The sequence below is a fragment of the Campylobacter concisus genome (assembly GCF_002092855.1).
GTDB lineage: Bacteria > Campylobacterota > Campylobacteria > Campylobacterales > Campylobacteraceae > Campylobacter_A > Campylobacter_A concisus_AI.
In genome coordinates this window covers 196,555-214,095 of sequence record NZ_LVLC01000012.1, presented here as the reverse complement: position 1 = coordinate 214,095, position 17,541 = coordinate 196,555, and the positions used below count along the sequence as shown (strand labels likewise).

At 37.4% G+C, this 17,541-nt stretch carries 14 protein-coding genes; 11 read left to right on the top strand and 3 right to left on the bottom strand.

Translation table 11 applies throughout. The features are described from left to right. Nucleotides 1-24: 24 nt before the first annotated feature. The 11 genes from A3223_RS05365 to A3223_RS05310 all read left to right on the top strand — a co-directional run bounded on the left by A3223_RS05365 (nucleotide 25) and on the right by A3223_RS05310 (nucleotide 15,038). Nucleotides 25-669 (top strand): cupin domain-containing protein, encoded by a 645-nt coding sequence (locus tag A3223_RS05365; protein WP_084109448.1) that lies wholly within the window; start codon nucleotides 25-27, stop codon nucleotides 667-669. A 113-nt stretch (nucleotides 670-782) separates the two neighbouring features. Beyond that, on the top strand, nucleotides 783-1,943 hold the full coding sequence (locus A3223_RS05360; protein WP_084109447.1) for a multidrug effflux MFS transporter: 1,161 nt from the start codon (nucleotides 783-785) through the stop codon (nucleotides 1,941-1,943). Next, nucleotides 1,936-2,574, top strand: coding sequence for a uroporphyrinogen-III synthase (locus A3223_RS05355; protein WP_084109446.1), 639 nt, complete (start codon nucleotides 1,936-1,938; stop codon nucleotides 2,572-2,574). Before A3223_RS05360 ends, A3223_RS05355 begins: the two co-directional genes overlap by 8 nt. 233 nt (nucleotides 2,575-2,807) lie before the next feature. Beyond that, the gene (purD, locus tag A3223_RS05350; RefSeq protein WP_084109445.1) at nucleotides 2,808-4,052 is read left to right on the top strand and encodes a phosphoribosylamine--glycine ligase; all 1,245 of its coding nucleotides are present in this window, start codon (nucleotides 2,808-2,810) and stop codon (nucleotides 4,050-4,052) included. Beyond that, complete coding sequence (locus A3223_RS05345) at nucleotides 4,049-4,498, top strand: RDD family protein (protein ID WP_084109444.1); 450 nt, start codon at nucleotides 4,049-4,051, stop codon at nucleotides 4,496-4,498. Before purD ends, A3223_RS05345 begins: the two co-directional genes overlap by 4 nt. Then, nucleotides 4,491-6,650 carry an LPS-assembly protein LptD gene (locus tag A3223_RS05340; protein ID WP_084109443.1) on the top strand — a complete coding sequence of 720 codons (2,160 nt, stop codon included), beginning with the start codon at nucleotides 4,491-4,493 and terminating at the stop codon, nucleotides 6,648-6,650. Before A3223_RS05345 ends, A3223_RS05340 begins: the two co-directional genes overlap by 8 nt. Next, nucleotides 6,651-7,349 carry a hypothetical protein gene (locus tag A3223_RS05335; protein ID WP_021091548.1) on the top strand — a complete coding sequence of 233 codons (699 nt, stop codon included), beginning with the start codon at nucleotides 6,651-6,653 and terminating at the stop codon, nucleotides 7,347-7,349. Then, complete coding sequence (locus A3223_RS05330) at nucleotides 7,339-9,537, top strand: polyribonucleotide nucleotidyltransferase (RefSeq protein WP_084109442.1); 2,199 nt, start codon at nucleotides 7,339-7,341, stop codon at nucleotides 9,535-9,537. Before A3223_RS05335 ends, A3223_RS05330 begins: the two co-directional genes overlap by 11 nt. A 17-nt stretch (nucleotides 9,538-9,554) precedes the next feature. Next, nucleotides 9,555-10,406 (top strand): universal stress protein, encoded by an 852-nt coding sequence (locus tag A3223_RS05325; protein ID WP_021091781.1) that lies wholly within the window; start codon nucleotides 9,555-9,557, stop codon nucleotides 10,404-10,406. Between the two features lie 324 nt (nucleotides 10,407-10,730). Next, nucleotides 10,731-14,348 (top strand): DNA polymerase III subunit alpha, encoded by a 3,618-nt coding sequence (gene dnaE / locus A3223_RS05315; RefSeq protein WP_084109441.1) that lies wholly within the window; start codon nucleotides 10,731-10,733, stop codon nucleotides 14,346-14,348. Between the two features lie 15 nt (nucleotides 14,349-14,363). Then, entirely contained in the window at nucleotides 14,364-15,038 is a 675-nt protein-coding gene (locus A3223_RS05310; protein WP_084109440.1) for a DUF6882 domain-containing protein, read from the top strand. Here A3223_RS05310 and A3223_RS05305 read toward each other — a convergent pair. The 3 genes from A3223_RS05305 to A3223_RS05295 are packed head-to-tail and all read right to left on the bottom strand — an operon-like array spanning nucleotide 15,035 to nucleotide 17,516. Continuing rightward, the gene (locus A3223_RS05305; protein WP_084109439.1) at nucleotides 15,035-15,697 is read right to left on the bottom strand and encodes a cysteine hydrolase family protein; all 663 of its coding nucleotides are present in this window, start codon (nucleotides 15,695-15,697) and stop codon (nucleotides 15,035-15,037) included. The two genes, A3223_RS05310 and A3223_RS05305, sit on opposite strands and share 4 nt — an antisense overlap. Beyond that, the gene (locus tag A3223_RS05300; RefSeq protein WP_054196996.1) at nucleotides 15,694-16,683 is read right to left on the bottom strand and encodes a sensor histidine kinase; all 990 of its coding nucleotides are present in this window, start codon (nucleotides 16,681-16,683) and stop codon (nucleotides 15,694-15,696) included. The genes A3223_RS05305 and A3223_RS05300 overlap by 4 nt, the downstream gene beginning before the upstream one ends. After that, nucleotides 16,680-17,516, bottom strand: coding sequence for a DUF234 domain-containing protein (locus A3223_RS05295; RefSeq protein WP_084109658.1), 837 nt, complete (start codon nucleotides 17,514-17,516; stop codon nucleotides 16,680-16,682). The genes A3223_RS05300 and A3223_RS05295 overlap by 4 nt, the downstream gene beginning before the upstream one ends. Between the last annotated feature and the right edge of the window lie 25 nt (nucleotides 17,517-17,541).

Below are 17,541 nucleotides of genomic sequence, written 5' to 3'. Positions count from 1 at the left end.
CGTAAATTTACGAAAGGAAGAAAAATGAGTAAAATTTACAATCTAAACACTGACACGAAAGTTGTTTCTAAAAGCGTCGTTAGCAAGAGAATTTTTGATTGCGAGAATGCTCATGTCGATGTATTTGCTTTTGATACGGGCGAGGAGCTAGATCATGAGATGCTGTTTTGTGACAGTCTTGCATGGGTTGTAGAGGGTGGTGCTACCCTATACTACGGTGAAAAGCAGATGCATATAGGTGGCGAGCAAGCTTGCCTGATAGAGAAAAAAGTGTGGCGTAAGCTAGTTTTTAACGAACCAACGAAATATATTTCAATTGATTTTAAGGAGGACTTAATGATAGATCATTTACCTAAGGCAGCTATTTTTAGCTTAGTTGATGCAGTCGAATACGAAAAAGGCAAAATCGTGAGCAAAACGCTTGTTAAAAATGAGAATGGCTCGATGTCGCTGCTTAGTTTTGACACAGACCAAGAGCTCTCAACTCACGCAGCTCCAGGCGATGCACTACTTATCGCACTTGATGGCGAGATGAAGCTAACTATTGGTGATGAACATTTTGATATCAAAAAAGGCGATACCATCGTGCTTCCAGGCAAAATACCACACGGATTAAAGATAAAAGATAAATTTAAAATGCTCCTAATTGTCACTAAAGACAAAATGTAATACTAAGCCCTAATTTTAGGGCTTTTATATTTTATAAATCACGTTAAATTTACCCTTAATAACCCAAAAAGCAAAGTCATAATATAATCTCTTTTAAAATTTAAAGAAGAGTTATGAAAAAAGAAAATTCCAAACTATTTTTATTGCTATTTTTAGGCACTCTCTCTGCCTTTGGACCATTTGTTACAGACCTTTATTTGCCAGCACTTCCAGCTATTACTGAGTGGTTTAAAACAAGTGTTACAGCTACGCAATTAACGATCACGACATCGATGGCGGGCTTAGCCATAGGTCAGCTCATAGTTGGCCCAATAAGTGATAAATTTGGCCGAAAATTGCCCCTTACCATCTCGCTCATCGTCTATACTATAAGCACTATTTTTATATTTTTTGCACAAAATATCCAGTTTTTTATCTTTATGAGAATTATTCAAGGGCTTGCGAGCGCTGGTAGTTTGGTTATTTCAAGGGCTGTTGTTAGTGATCTTTATAAGGGTCATGAAATGACTAAATTTTTTAGCCTTATGATGGTCGTAAATGGTCTTGCTCCGATACTATCGCCAATTGGTGGTAGTTTACTGCTTAAAATTACAGACTGGCGTGGCATCTTTATGGCACTTACTATCATTGGCATTTTGCTTTTTATCGCAAATTTTTATTTCAAAGAGAGCTTAAGTCAGTCAAATCGCTTAAAAATGCCTTTGCTAGTGACTTATAGTGTTTTTGGCAAAATTTTAAGAAAGAAAAAATTTATGCTTTTCGTAAGCATTCAGACATTTGCTATGGGTGCGATGTTTGCCTATATAGCGTCATCTTCGTTTATTTTTCAAGAATTTTATTCTCTAAGTCCAGTAAGTTATAGCTTTTGCTTTGCTTCAAATGGTTTAGGGCTTGTTATAGGAGCAAGGCTTGCTAGTCTTTTAAATGAGAGAAAAGCGCTCAAAACCGGGCTTTTTGGCACCTTGTTTGCTAGCATTTTTATTGCTTTCATGCTTTGTTTCAAATTTGAAGTGATCGGCGTTATCATCGCATTTTTCTTATTGCTTCTTTTTACAGGATTTGTCTTGCCAACTGCTTCATCGCTAGCTATGAACGAAGGCAGAGAATACGCAGGTTCAGCCTCAGCGATACTTGGATTTTGCCCATTTTTCTTAGGCGGCGTCGTCTCTCCGCTAGTTGGGCTTGGTGATATATTTTATTCGACTTCTATTGTTATTTTAGCCTGCACATTACTTGCTTTGATGTCTTTTTTAAGGTTAAAAAGAGTTGCGTAAAATTTATCTTATTTCAAACACAAAAACAGCCGATGAGAGCGTTGTAAATTTAAGCGTTAGCAAGATCGAGTTTTTAAAATTTGAACTAAATTTAAGCTACTATGACGTACTGGTAGCTACTTCTAAAAATGCTTTTAATGCATTAAAATTTAATGGCATTTCACCTATGAATTTGCCAGTCTTTGCTATCGCAAATAGTTGTGCGGCAGCCGCAAGAGAGTTTGGATTTAGTGAAATTTATATCGGAAAGAACGCTCACGGAGATGACTTTGCAAGAGAAATTTTGCCACTTTTAAAAGGTAAAAAGGTTCTTTATCTAAAGGGTAAAGATAGTGCTTCAAATTTCTTAGAAATTTTGCAAAATGGCGGAGTAAATATAAAAGCGATCATCGCCTATGAAAATGTCTTAAATCCTTGCAAAATGGAGCTAAAACCACCAAAAAATAGTATCTTGATCTTTGCTTCTCCACTAAATGTTAAAAATTTTCTTAATAATTTTGGCTGGGATGAGAGCTATCAAGCAATAAGCATTGGAAAGGTCACTGCAAAAGAGCTAAAATTTACCGAGCCAATAGTAAGCCAAAGTCAAGATATAAACGCCTGTATCGCGCTTGCCAAAACATTACTTTAAGCAAAGAATTTATATAATTTTATTGCCTGAGTGAAGCGAGTCAGCATTTTACGGGGTCCAACACTTTTTTGTTAGCGAAAAGGTATGGATGCCTTGTGATGTGGCTTCGTTTGAGTCTGAAAAGGCGAGAAGTTGCAACCGTTTGGTATCCATCTATTTGCAAGATTGGCTTTGTTTATGGGCCACTCTTCTATGCGACGCCCACTCGGGTTTTTTAAATTTACGGAGATGAAATGAATATTCTCATAATAGGAAGTGGCGGCCGCGAATACGCCATTGCTCTAAAACTAAAAAACGAAAAAAATATAAATTTATACTTTGCGCCTGGAAATGGTGCGACGTCACGCCTTGGTGAGAATTTGAAGATAAAAGACTTTTATGAGCTTACAAAATTTGCTAAGCAAAATGATATTGCTCTAACTATCGTAGGCCCTGAAGCGCCGCTTAGTGAAGGTGTAGTGGATATCTTTAAAAAAGAGGGCTTGCTTATATTTGGACCAAGCAAGGCAGCTGCTAGACTTGAAGCTAGCAAGGCTTATATGAAGGACTTTTTAGCTAGAAATAATATAAAAACTGCAAGATATTTAAACACAGACGATAAAGAAAAAGCATTTAAATTTATTGATACCTTAAGCGCGCCAATGGTTGTAAAGGCCGATGGACTTTGCGCTGGCAAGGGCGTAATAATAGCAAATTCTAAAGAGGATGCCAAAGAGGCAGTTAGTGACATGCTAAGTGGAGCTAGCTTTGGCGAGGCTGGTAAATTTGTGGTGGTTGAAGAGTTTTTAGACGGCTTTGAGCTGAGCTTTTTTGCTATTTGTGACGGCGAAAATTTTGTAAGTTTGCCAGTGGCACAAGATCATAAACGTCTGCTTGATAATGACGAAGGTCCAAATACTGGCGGCATGGGTGCTTATGCTCCAAGTCCGCTTGCTTCAAAAGAGCTGATAAAAAGGGTTGAAGAAGAGGTTGTAAAGCCAACTTTAAAAGGGATGAAAAACGAGGGCAGTCCGTTTTGTGGAGTACTTTTTGTAGGGCTAATGATCGTGAAAAATGAGCCTTATGTACTTGAGTTTAACGTAAGATTTGGCGATCCTGAGTGCGAGGTATTGATGCCATTAATTGACGGAAATCTAAGCGAAATTTTACTAAATGCTGCAAAGGGCGAGCTAAAGCCTATTAGTTTAAAAGATGAATTTGCAGTTGGCGTTGTGATGGCTAGTAAGGACTATCCGTATAAAAGCAGCTCAAAAGCTAAAATTTCAGTTTTAAATGATGTAAAAGATGCTCACATCGCTTATGCTGGTGTTAGTGAGCAAGATGGAGAAATTTATGCAGATGGTGGCAGAGTATTAGTCTGCGTTGCCACTGCGAAGAGCATAAAAGAGGCACGTGATAGAGCTTATGAGCTTTGCGAAAATGTAAAATTTGACGGAGCACATTATAGAAAAGATATTGCCTGGCAGGCATTAAAATGAGTATGCAGATAGTTGAAAAACTTGAAAAAGAAGAAATTTCGCTAGCGCCATTTTCAAAAAGAGTGCTAGCTTATTCAATTGATGAATGTATCGTTTCTTTTTTGTTTTTGATCATTTACTGGGATGCCTTTTTGTCGGTTATGAGCTATAATGAAGCCAGAAATTTGACTTTAAATTTCTTTTGGCAAATAGTCGCACTAAAGATTATTTATCATGCATTTTTTGTTTGGTATTATGGTGCGAGCCTTGGACAAATGCTAACAAAGACGATGTGCATTAATGTAGAAATTTTAGATAGACCAAATTTTATTTCAAGCTTGGTAAGAGCGATTTTTAGGTTGGTTAGCGAAGCTTGTTTTTATCTTGGTTTCGCATGGGCATTTGCAAATCCAGCTAGGCAGACTTGGCAAGACAAAATAGCAAAAACAGTGGTGATAAATGCGTAAAATTTTATTTTTAGTTCCGGTATGTATTTTAAATCTAAGTGCAGCTGTGCAAGATGTACAGCTTTTGGCCGATGATGTAAAGCAAGATAAAGGCATCGTAACGGCCAATAAAAATGTTGTTGTATATTCACAAGATTATCTTGTGACAGCTGATTGTGCAGTTTATGATCAAAATAATTCGGTTATCGAGCTTTTTGGTAACGTCAACATGATGAAGGGCAAGAGTGAAGTCTCTCGCTCAAACTATGCAAAGCTAAATTTAAAAAATAATGATACTGCTTTTGAATCGCTTTTTATGATGAATAAAGACATGGAAGTGTGGATGAGAAGCGATGAAAGTAGCTCTGATAGTGAGTACTATAGAGTTAAAAAAGCGATGGTTTCAAGCTGTAATGTCCAAGATCCTGACTGGAGTATCACCTCAAGCTCAGCTATGCTAAATAAACAAAGCAAATTTTTACATCTTTTTAATCCAGTCTTTCGTATAGCCAATGTACCAGTTTTTTACTTGCCATATTTTGGTTTTTCAACAGATACTACAAGAAGAACAGGTCTTTTGCCGCCTGAGCTTGGATACGGAAAATCTGAAGGTTTTTATTACAAGCAGCCGATTTATTTTGCACCTTATAATGAGTGGGACTTCGAGCTTGATCCGCAGATAAGAACAAATAGAGGTGCTGGAATTTATGGTGCGTTTAGATTTACTGAGTCGCCTGATTCAAGGGGCGAAATAAGCTTTGGCTCATTTACTGATAAAAACAGCTACCAAGCCAAGCAAAAAGGAGAGACTTCAAATAAGGCCGAACTAAAAAATAAAACACATAAAGGCATCGGACTAAAATACGAAAGAGATAAGCTTATAAGATACCTTAGTGAAGCAGATTTACAAGAGGGAATTTGGATAGACGCAACGAAGCTAAATGATATAGATTATTTAAATTTAAAGGGCAGGGATGATGATTATGATTCGCTTGTAACTTCTAAATTTAACTATTTCATCGCAAATGACGATCATTACTTTGGTGCTTATGCAAAATACTACATAGACACTGAAAAAATTGGCTCAAAAAATGAGAACAAAGACACACTTCAAGAGCTTCCATCGCTTCAGTATCATAAATTTACAGATGATATTGTCTTGCCAAATATCTTATATTCACTTGATCTTCAGTCACATAGATATGATAGAAAGATAGGCGTTAGAGCAACTCAGTATGAATTTACGCTTCCAGCTTCAGTGCATGTGCCACTGCTTGATGATAGCTTAACGTTTTCATTTTACGAGTATCTATACGCTTCAAGAATAAATTACGAGAATAAGATAAATTCATTTGATGATAAAAGAGAAGATAAGCATACAAATTTTGTAAATAATTACCACAAATTTGCCCTTCACACTGACCTTGCAAAAGCGTATGAAAGCTTTTATCATACTCTAAATTTTGGGGCCGAATACCTACTGCCAGGCTATAGAAAAGGAAATTTAGATGATGAGTTTATTTATGATAAAAATCTAAATGAGTATGAAAATTTCTTGACTCAAGAGCAGAGTAAGGAAGAAATTTCTGGTTATCTGACTCAGTATTTCTTTAACTCTAATGGTAGAAAGATTATAAAACATAGTATTTCTCAAGGATATTACACAAAAGAAGATGAATATTCGAATTTAAAAAATGCTATCTATCTATATCCATTTGAAAATTTAAGCCTTTATAATAAGCTTGAATATTCACACAAGAGCAAAGAGCTTAAAAAGGTACAAAGCGGATTTTCATACACAAATGATCTATTTTGGCTAAATATGCTTCACACCATGAAGAAAAATGATAGCAAAATAAAAAATAGTGCAACAAAAGATAGCTATTTTACAAGTGGTCTTGGAGTAAAATTACCTCATCAGTATAGCCTTATTGGCGGCTGGCAATATGATATTGAGCGAAGTTACACAAAAAGCTGGAGAGTTGGTGTACTTCATCAAAGAAAATGCTGGAATTACGGGATAATTTATCAACAAGATGTCGAGCCAACAACAACAATAAATGGCTCAGCATCAACTAGAAAAAATGGTATTTATTTCACGATAAATTTCTATCCAATGGGCGGTTTGCACTATGACTTTTCGCAAAGCAGTACAAAATCGAGTGCCAACTAAATGATAACGGCTAAATTTAAGGATCAATTAGAAGCAGCTAGCAAGCTAATTGAAATTTTGCCAAAAAAAGAGCTCGTAGATAAAAAGACGATAGTTGTTTGTATGTCGCTTGAGTCAGTTATACTCACAGATGCAGTTTGTAGAAGTTTAAATTTAAGCTACGAGATGCTCTTTAGCGAGCCAATACCTGCGCCAAATAATAGCGAATGCGACGTTGCAATAGTTAGCGAGACAGAAGATATAGTATTAAATGATAAACTTATAAAAGCTTTTAATATAAGCTATGACTATATTTACGGCGAAGCGCATAGAAAATATGAAGAGAAAATTTTAAAAAACGTTTATAAATACCGAAAAGGAAATTTGATAGGAGAGCTAAAAGATAAAAATATTTTACTAATCGATGAGGGGTGTGAGACTGGTATGACGGCACTCATTTGCATAAAGACGTTGCTTGATGTGAAGGTAAAATCCATCTCATACGCAACGCCAGTGATTGCTACTGATGTCTTTACAAATTTAAATGATATGGTTGATGAAATTTACACGATAAACAAGATCGTTGATTTTATCGATGTGGATTCGTATTACGAGAAAAAGATCGAAGCTACGAGTGAGCGTATCATGTCAATATTAGAAGAGAGCCCTTATTATTTGCCGTTACAAAAACAACAAGGAGATAAAAATAATGCAATATAGTATAGAAGTCAATAATCAGGTTGAAATTTTTGACCTTAATAAAGTAGCAAAACAAGCTAGCGGAGCAGTGCTTTTAAGGGTGAAAAATACCGTCGTTTTAGCAACTGTTGCAAGAGAGGACACACAAGTTGAGGAGGATTTTTTACCTCTAACGGTGCAGTACATCGAAAAAGCTTACGCCGCTGGTAAAATTCCAGGTGGTTACGTTAAGCGTGAGACAAAGCCAGGCGACTTTGAAACGCTAACAGCTCGCATTATCGATAGATCTCTTAGACCGCTCTTTCCAAAAGGTTACGCATATCCAACTCAAATAGTTGTAATGGTGCTTTCAGCTGATCCTGAAGTTGATTTGCAAGTTGTAAGTCTAAATGCAGCTTCAGTTGCACTATATCTTAGCGACATCCCTGTAAATCGCCCAGTTTGTGGCGTGAGAGTTGGCTATATAGATGAAAAATTTGTGATCAACCCAAGCAACTCTGAACTAAAACAAAGTGCGATCGATCTATACGTGGCTGGAACAAAAGATGAGCTTTTGATGATCGAGATGAGAAGCTTGCCTCAACAAACTACGCAGCTTATCCCGATGGTCGCGATTGAGCCGATGATAGATCCGAGCTTAAGTGATAGTATGGCTCAAAAACAGCTGATGAATGAATTTAGCGAAGATATGATGGTTGAGGCGATTGATTTTGCTGGTAAGGCGATACTAAGAGCTAGCAGCGCTTACGAAGAAGCTTTCAAAGAGCATAAGAAAGAGGACGCTGCGCTTGAGCTAAAACCTGAGATAGAAAATGAAAATATCGCTATTTACATCGATAAATTTTATAAAGCTGAAGTCAAAAATGCGATCAATCAAATGGCAAAAAGCGAGCGCGCGAGCGAACTTAGCAAGATCGCAAAACAAATTTCAAGCGATGAAGTAGCACAAAAAGAGGGCTGGGACGAGGCTGTCATCACAAATGTCCTTGGCAAATATAAAAAGAAAATCGTTAGAGAGCAGATAATAAATGAGGGCGTAAGGGCTGATGGGCGTAGTCTTGAAGAGGTTAGACCTATTAGCATTGAGACAAATGTGCTTCCAAATGCACATGGCTCATGCCTCTTTACAAGAGGACAGACGCAGGCTTTGGTTGTCACTACTCTTGGCACTGACAGCGACGCTCAAATGTATGACATCCTCACTGAAAAAGTACCTTTTGTAGAGAAATTTATGTTTAACTACAATTTTCCAGGCTTTAGCGTAGGTGAGGCAAGCCCTTTAAAAGCTCCTGGTAGACGCGAGCTTGGACATGGAAATTTAGCCAAACGTGCCCTTGCGCCAAGTATCGATCTAGCTTCTCCATACACAATAAGAGTCGTTTCAGAAATTTTAGAGAGTAACGGCTCAAGCTCGATGGCTAGCGTTTGTGGTGGCTCGCTCGCACTTAGAGCAGCTGGCGTAAATACTTTAAAACTTGTCGCAGGTGTCGCTATGGGATTAATATTTGAAGGCGATAAGCATGCAGTGCTAACAGATATCATGGGACTTGAAGATCATGACGGCGACATGGACTTTAAAGTAGCAGGTACAAGTGATGGCATCACAGCGCTTCAGATGGATATTAAGCTTGGTGGCATTAGTTTAGAAGTGCTAAAAGAGGCACTTTATCAAGCAAAACGTGGTAGAGAGCATATCTTATCTTTGATGGCAGAAGCGGATAAAAATATAGAAATAAATGAAGATGTGCTTCCAAAGCTTGAACTATTTAGTGTTGATCCAAGCAAGATCGTAGATATCATCGGGCAAGCTGGCAAGACTATAAAAGAGATCATTGAGAAATTTGAAGTCTCAATCGATCTTGATAGAGAAAAAGGTGAAGTTAAAATCGCAGGTGGAGCAAAGAAAAATGTTGATGCTGCAAAAGACTACATCATCTCTATCACTTCAAAAGACAATGGACGTTCATTTGGCAAAAAGCCTTTTAAACACGACAAAGAGCGTTCAAAACCAAATTTTAATATCGGTGATGAGTTTTTGGGAACTGTAAAGAGCGTAGTTGATTTTGGTGTGTTTATCGAGCTAAAAGATGGCATTGATGGCTTGCTTCATATCTCAAAGATAAAAACCCCATTAAACGTAGGCGATCAGGTCAAAGTATGTGTGAGCGAGCAAAAAGGAAATAAGATTTCGCTCTCTTTGGTTGAATAAATTTTAAAGGACAGATGATGAAATACAAAAAGTTGCTTTTTCCAATAGGAGCTGGAGACGATATCGAGCCAAGAATTTATGGTGCCCTAAAGGTTGCTCAGTGGTTTAACACACATATGGAAATTATGACTTGCCAGCTTGACCCAAGCGTAGTTTATAATATGAAAATGACGCTTCGTGGAGGAGTGCTTTTTGAAGAATTTCTAAAATCAGCTAAATCTGAACTAGCTGTCGAGCATGAAGAGAATGAGAAAATTTTCAATAAAATTTGTGCTGAGCTTGGCATAAAAGTAACTAGTGAAATCATTGAAGATGTTTGCACTGCAAATTTTACTATTCATAGTGGTAAAAGAAGCGCAATAGTGGAGCAAGAGAGTAAATTTTGCGATCTAGTGGTGGCTGCTGTGCCGCTTGATGGAAAGATCACTGGTACATTTGAATCAGCTGTTTTAAAAAGCGGTAAAAATGCGATTGTAATCCCTAGAAAAATGCGTGAGTTTAAAGCTGATAATATCCTTGTTAGCTGGACTGGTACGACGCAAAGCTCAAGGGCACTAACAGGCTCGATAGATCTTTTAAAAAAGGCAAAAAAGGTTCAGTGCATTACCTCAAAAGCAAGCCTTGGCGATAATGCTGAACTAAATCTTAAAAAGCTTGAAGAGTACTTCAAAATTCATGGCATATCAGCCACTTTTGAAGTGATCGCTACCACGATGATACCTGGTGAAGCGCTTTTAAAAGCAGCTATTGATAGAAATGCTGATCTAATCGTTGCTAGCAGATATGGTGAAAATGGTCTTATGGAAATGGTGCTTGGTGGCACTTCAAGATTTTTCTTAGAACACACAAATATCCCAGTTTATTTATAATGGATTGCGGCTTAGTCCGCGATCTAATTCTTTTTCACTTTATAGATTTTAAAATTCCATTCACTCGCAAGAATTGACTACTAAATTTTGGCTTCACTGACCGCTTAGCTCAAATTTTAGAGCCGAAATTATTCGTTTATGAAATTTTAAAATTTGCTCGAGCCTCTTTGTTATAAAACGAACGCAGCGCGACAGCTTAACCATGCGCTTTGCTCTTGTCACAGGCTTAAAAAATCTCTAAATTTTAAAGCTATCATTAAGCTTTCATCAAGCGCCTTATTAGCCAAAATTTTGTAAAATCCACTCATTAAAAAAGGATAAAAAATGAGTGAAAATTCTAGCTTTACACACCTGCATTTACACACCGAATACTCCCTTCTTGACGGAGCGAACAAGATAAAAGAGCTAGCTCATGTGCTTCATGATAGAGGCGACACAGCAGCAGCGATTACTGATCACGGCAATATGTTTGGAGCGATAGATTTTTACAAGGCGATGAAAAAAGAGGGGATAAAACCGCTAATTGGCATCGAAGCTTATGTGCATAATGGCGAGCAGCTTGATGACAAGAGTACTAAGCAGCGTTTTCACCTTATACTAATCGCCAAAAACGAGACTGGCTATAAAAATTTAATGTATCTTAGCTCCATGAGCTACATCGAGGGCTTTTACTACTATCCTCGTATAAATAAAAAAATTTTAAAAGAGCACAGCGAGGGCTTGGTTTGTAGCTCAGCGTGCTTGCAGGGCGAGGTGAGCTGGCATCTAAATTTAAGTGACCGTAACGTGAAATTTGGCGCAAAGGGCTATGAGAGAGCAAAAGAGGTCGCGCTTGAGTATAAAGAAATTTTTGGAGATGACTTTTATCTTGAGATCATGCGTCACGGCATCGGCGATCAAAAACGCATTGATGATGATATTTTGCGCATCGCCAAAGAGACTGACATAAAGGTCATCGCCACAAATGATACCCACTACACTTTTAAAGAGCGAGCCGACGCTCATGAGGTTTTTATGTGTATCGCGATGAACAAAACTTTAGATGATCCAAACCGACTTCGCCACAGCGTCCATGAGTTTTTTGTAAAAAGCAAAGAGCAGATGAGTGAGCTATTTTTAGATATCCCTGAAGTGATAGAAAATACCCAAGAGATCGTGGATAAGTGCAACCTTGAGATCAAGCTTGGCAACCCAACTCCGCCAAATTTTAAATTTACACTTGAGTATGCTAAAGAGAGAAATTTAACACTTCCAGAGCCTGAAAATAGATATAGCTTTAAAAATGATGCTGTGTTTTTTGAATATGAATGCAGAAAGGGGCTTGAAGAGAGGCTAAAATTTGTCCCTGAAAATTTACATGACGAATACAAAAAGCGCCTTGAGATAGAGATTGGAATAATAAATAAAATGAATTTCCCAGGCTATATGATGATCGTTTGGGACTTCATAAATGAGGCTAAAAGTAGAGGCGTGCCAGTTGGTCCAGGACGTGGTTCTGCGGCTGGTAGCTTGGTCGCTTACTCGCTAAAGATCACTGACCTTGATCCAATCCCATACAACCTACTTTTTGAGAGGTTTCTAAACCCGGAGCGTGTTAGCATGCCAGATATCGACGTGGATTTTTGTCAAAGTAGGCGTGGCGAGATTATCGACTATGTTACGCAAAAATACGGAAAATTTAACGTTGCTGGCGTTATTACATTTGGTAAATTGCTCGCAAAAGGTGTTATAAGAGATGTTGCTAGGGTTTGCGATATGCCTTACGCCGAAGCCGATGCGATGGCAAAGCTAATACCTGATGAACTAGGCATTACGCTAAAAGATGCTTATGAAAAAGAGCCAAAGATAGCTGAGCTTATCAGCCAAAATCCAAAAGCAGCTAGAATTTGGAAATTTGCACTTGATCTTGAAGGGCTAAATAGAAACGCTGGTCAGCATGCAGCAGGTGTCGTTATCTCAAATGAGGAGCTGTGGAATAAAACTCCGCTATTTCGTCAGCCAAACAGCCCAGAAGATCGATATGTTACGCAGTATAGCCTTAAATATCTTGAGGATGTGGATTTAATTAAATTCGACTTTCTTGGACTAAAAACACTAACGGTTATCGATAATGCCATAAAGCTGGTAAAACAACGAACTGGCAAGGATATTATTTGGGAGCAGATCGATAAAAACGATTCTAATGTTTATAAAATGATACAAAGCGGCCAAGCGATAGGAATTTTCCAAATCGAGGGCGAGGGCATGAGAAAGCTAGGAACTAGCTTGCGTCCAGACTGCTTTGAGGACATCGTCGCGATGCTAGCGCTCTACCGCCCAGGACCGATGGAGAGTGGTATGCTTGATGACTTTGTCAAAAGAAAACATGGCGAGGCGGAGATAACCTACTCATTTAAAGAGCTTGAGCCGATCCTTGCGCCAACATACGGCGTCATCGTCTATCAGGAGCAGGTTATGCAAATCGTTCAAGCCATAGGCGGCTTTAGCCTTGGTGGGGCGGACCTTGTACGCCGTGCGATGGGTAAAAAGATCAAAGAAGAGATGGACAGACTAAAGGGTGAGTTTGTAAAAGGTGCTGAGGCAAAAGGGCTAAATGGACAAAAAGCGGACGATCTTTTCGAGCTGATCGTCAAATTTGCAGGATATGGCTTTAATAAGTCTCACTCCGCAGCATACGCTTATGTCACATTTCAGACTGCTTATCTGAAGGCTTACTATCCGGCTGAATTTATGGCCGCACTTCTTACAAGTGAAGAGAGCAACGTCGATAAGATCGTTCGCTATATCGATGAGATAAAACGCATAAATATAGATACTTTGCCGCCATCTATAAATAAATCAACTAAAGAATTTAGCGTCGTTAAAAATAGCGATCATGATGGCATTATCTTTGGGCTTGGTGCGATTAAAGGCGTTGGTGGAGCGGCTATTGAAAACATTATCACTGAGCGTGAAGCAAATGGCGAGTTTAAGAGTATGGACGACTTTGTCTCAAGGATCGATCCATTTAAAGTAAATAAGAAGGTCTTTGAAAGCCTCATAAAAGCTGGATGTTTTGATGAGTTTGGCTTTAGTCGTAAGATGCTTATGCAAAATGTAGAAAATATCATAGAAGCTTGCAAAAGTGCTGCTCAGATCCGTAAAAATGCTGTTGAGAGCTTGTTTGGCGAAGATGAGAGCATGAACGATGTGAAGATAAATTTTGTTACGATAAATGACGAATTTGACATCAAACAAATTTTAAAATTTGAGCAAGAGAGCGTTGGTATCTACCTCTCAGGTCACCCGCTTGATGATTATAAAGACGAGATCAACAAGATAAAATATACTCTAAGCTCAGAATTTGAGAGCTTGCCACAAAGCGCTGAAATTTTAGTCGTTGGTAAGATCGAGGACTTTAGTACAAGGATAACCAAAAGTGGCAAGAAAATGGGCACTATAAATGTGCTTGATTTTCACGGAAATATCGAGATCGCAGTCTTTGAAAGAGAGCTTGGTAACATCGAAGATATAGTAAAAGATGAAGCAAAACGCGACCTGCCTTATGCTTTTAGGATAAATATCACAAAAGATGATCAATTTGTAAGGACAAATTTAAACGAGGTTTATAGCCTAGAAGATGCACAAAATTTAGACTTTAAGACAAAAAAGCTAAAACAAAACTCTAAATTTAGCAAAAATGAAGAAGCTAGCACACCTCAAAAAGCAAGAGAATATGCCGAGCTAGAGGTACTTTTATGCCTTAGTGAGCTTAGCAAAGATAAGATAACTAGCCTTTATAATCTTAGCTATAACGAACATATAAAACGTGGCACGAACAATGATAAGCGTCTTGTTATTAAGATAAAAAATGAAAATACAGCTCAAATTTTTGTCTATAAGACAAAATTTGTTGTAAATGACAGCTTTAAAGAAAAAGCACTTCAAGCAATAGCTTGCTAAGACCTCGGTGAAGCGATGTTTTTAGATAAGCTTGGCGTAGATAAAAGTAACTGGAGCGAGCTTTTTAGCGCATGTGTTGGCAAAGCGACATTACTTCAAAAACGTGCATTTAAGCTACTTGTTGAAGGTAGCAACTGGCAGGTTGATTTTGATAGTGGCAAAATTTACTTTGATGAGCACGAGTTTGACATGCAGTTTATTGGCTCTGAAAGCTTCTCGTCAAATACGTGGCTTTGGGGTTATGAAAACATAAATGGCTTTGATGATCGGTTGCTCGAGCTTGCAAATAAAGCACGTGAGTTTGGCGAGAAATTTGGACTTAGTGTATTTGGCACGCCACAATTTGAGCTAGATGAAAATTTTAATGGCCACACGATTAGTATGGTTGCTTGCGCCGCTTTTGATGAGCAAAATTATTACAGGATAGAGTACGAGGGCGGAGCGGCGTATGTGGCTTTTAGATCAGATGTGGTCTTTGAAGAGCCAGTGCTAGCAAATGAGCTTTTGAGCGTAGTAAATGAGTGTTTAAGCACTTACGAACTAGATCGCAAAATCTTTGTCAAAGGACTTTTGCTAAGCTGTGATATGAAATTTAGCGAAAGTCCTAATGAGATCGTAGCGAATAAAAACGAGCTTAGCTTTAAATTTGACGAGCTAAATAGGCTCATAAATATTTCAAGTAAGCTTTAAAATTTAATACCCTTTACCACATCAGCACCAAGTGCTAGCTTCATATGAAGAGAAAACATCTCGTGGTAAAAGTCACCATTGTGTCCTGGTATGTCATATGTTTGCGTAAGATCAAACGGCACGATAACTCTTGCTTTTTTATTGTATTCATTGGCTCGTAGTTTAAGATAACTAACGCACTGATAAACGCACATATCAGTGCAATCACCAGTGACTATAAAGGTGTCTAACTCTGGATGCTCTTCTAAAAATTTCTCAAATTCTTTATTAAACGCAATGCTTAAAGAGTTTTTATAAAATGCTTTGATCTCTTTAAAAAAGCTTAGATTTTCTATCTCTTTTACAGTTTTTATCTCATTTGTATCAAGCATAGCGTGAGGTAAAAAGGTTTCAAATTCTTTTGAATCACTGGTGTGCCTATCTTCTATAAGGATAAAATTTCTAAAGCCAAAATCTTTCCACGCTCTATCAAAAAGTGTTGCGATCCCTTTTGATAAGGCAGCTACTCTTTGGCTAGCGAGCGCACCACTACCAGCAAAAGCCTCTATCATATCGATACAGATAAATGCAACGTTTTTTGCTCCATCGTTTGAAATTTCTCTTAAATCAAGCGTTTGAAGAGATTTTTTAAAAGCCTCAAGTTCGTTTTGTATGTTCATTCTTTCTCCTTTATTGGTAAATTTATGCAAAATGTTTTTGGATTTAGTGTGATCTCGATACTACCTTTGTGAGCCTCTATGATCTGCAAGCAAAGGTGCAGTCCAAGGCCGTTTCCTTTTAGCTTGCTACTTTTAAATGGCTCAAAGACTATGGCTTTATCTTTGATAGGCTCGCCACTATCATAAATGATAAATTTATGTTCACTTGGTGTTTTTTCATAGCTTAAAATGATCTCTCCCTCATCATCATCGCTCTCTTCGATGGCATCAATGGCGTTAAATAAAATATTTTGGAAAACAATGGCAAGTAGATCAAGGTCGCCCATATATTTGCCATCTGGAAATTCTAGGCTAAATTTAATATCCTTTGAATAGTCATAAAAATTTATAGCCTCTTCGCACTCTTTTTTAAGTTGTGAAAAGTCAAAAATTTGTGCATTTATGTTAAGGCCTTTTGTGAAAAGTAGAGTGGCTTTGATTATGCGTTCGACTCGCCATGTAGCTTTTTGTATTTGATTTACGATAGGCTTTGTGCGCTCATCAGCTCTTTTAAGTAGAGTTGAAGCTAAAAGTGAGATAGAGCCTACTGGATTTCTGATCTCGTGGGCTAGGTGAGCTGCTACTTGGCCCATAGAGGCAAGGCGCTCGGTGCGTTTTTCTACTGTTATGTTTGTTGCAGAGATTATTAGTTTATTGTCTTTAGAGCTTGTTTTAAAAAGATAAATTTGCCCATTTACATTTATCTCACCCTCTTTTTTTGGTATCTCTTTAAAAATTTTACCAAGTCTTACTGCTTCTGAGTTTTGTAAAAAGATCTCATCATTTTCATCTAACACCCAGATAGCATTTGGCAGAATTTCTACAATATCTTTAATGAAATTTTGCAAGTTTGCGTAAGATGATGTTAAATTTTTATATTCGTTTTCTATCAGATAAGTCTGCTCTATCAGGCTTTTTAAGCCAGCTTGGATATCGTGTTCGTTCATTTTAAAAGTTCCTCAAAATCGCTAATTTCATAAAGCCTTAGCCTTTCATCTTTTAGATTTCTTAGCTCGCTACTAAATCCACTCTTTGAAAAAAGAGCGATAATATCTGGCTTGATATTTAGTTTTTCGCATTTTTTTAATAGTAAATTTAGCACGTTTTTACAAACCTTTCTCTCTTTGTATTTTACCTCGCCGACTATGATCTTGCCGCCTATATTTAATAGCATATCAAGCTCTATATTCTTGCTCCAAAAGCTACTTAAAAATATGCCATTAATCATAAATTTTTTTGCCATGAGTTCACCGCATAAAATTTCAAATCCAAGGCTTGCATATTCGTCAAATTCCTTTTTTATAATGGCTAAAATTTCATCATTTTTACCAGCTTTTAGCAAGCTTAAATTTGGCTCTATAAATCTAAACCAAAACCTTGAAAAATGGCTATTAAAATGTATTTTATCCTCAACTTTATAGCCCCTTTCTTCTTTTTTTAGCATTTGGTTTTTTGATCTTTTTGGAAGTACTTCTCTGCTTTTCTCAAGCAGTAAAAAATTCTTTTCAAAAAGCTTTGCGTAGACTTTGCTAGCTAAGCTTTGAGGTAAAATTTTATTTATGCTAAATTTTTTTCTATCACTTCGTGCGAGTTTTATGAGGGCAGATTTTATAGCATTGTTTGTATCGGACTCGAAGTAAAATTTTGGCATAAAGGCTAAGAAGTTGTTTAAAATTTCAGCCTCGATTGCTTCAAAAACATCATAATATGAGTGCTTTAAATCAAACTCATCAAAGACGAGATGAAATTTAATAAGTTCATTTATATCAAGGTGTTTCATTCGCTCAAATGTTGATTTCAAAGCT

Coding starts and splice junctions, on each gene's coding strand:
- A3223_RS05365 (WP_084109448.1), top strand. CDS start 25: ATGAGTAAAATTTACAATCTAAACACTGACACGAAAGTTGTTTCTAAA.
- A3223_RS05360 (WP_084109447.1), top strand. CDS start 783: ATGAAAAAAGAAAATTCCAAACTATTTTTATTGCTATTTTTAGGCACT.
- purD (WP_084109445.1), top strand. CDS start 2,808: ATGAATATTCTCATAATAGGAAGTGGCGGCCGCGAATACGCCATTGCT.
- A3223_RS05345 (WP_084109444.1), top strand. CDS start 4,049: ATGAGTATGCAGATAGTTGAAAAACTTGAAAAAGAAGAAATTTCGCTA.
- A3223_RS05340 (WP_084109443.1), top strand. CDS start 4,491: ATGCGTAAAATTTTATTTTTAGTTCCGGTATGTATTTTAAATCTAAGT.
- A3223_RS05335 (WP_021091548.1), top strand. CDS start 6,651: ATGATAACGGCTAAATTTAAGGATCAATTAGAAGCAGCTAGCAAGCTA.
- A3223_RS05330 (WP_084109442.1), top strand. CDS start 7,339: ATGCAATATAGTATAGAAGTCAATAATCAGGTTGAAATTTTTGACCTT.
- A3223_RS05325 (WP_021091781.1), top strand. CDS start 9,555: ATGAAATACAAAAAGTTGCTTTTTCCAATAGGAGCTGGAGACGATATC.
- dnaE (WP_084109441.1), top strand. CDS start 10,731: ATGAGTGAAAATTCTAGCTTTACACACCTGCATTTACACACCGAATAC.
- A3223_RS05310 (WP_084109440.1), top strand. CDS start 14,364: ATGTTTTTAGATAAGCTTGGCGTAGATAAAAGTAACTGGAGCGAGCTT.
- A3223_RS05305 (WP_084109439.1), bottom strand. CDS start 15,697: ATGAACATACAAAACGAACTTGAGGCTTTTAAAAAATCTCTTCAAACG.
- A3223_RS05300 (WP_054196996.1), bottom strand. CDS start 16,683: ATGAACGAACACGATATCCAAGCTGGCTTAAAAAGCCTGATAGAGCAG.
- A3223_RS05295 (WP_084109658.1), bottom strand. CDS start 17,516: ATGAAACACCTTGATATAAATGAACTTATTAAATTTCATCTCGTCTTT.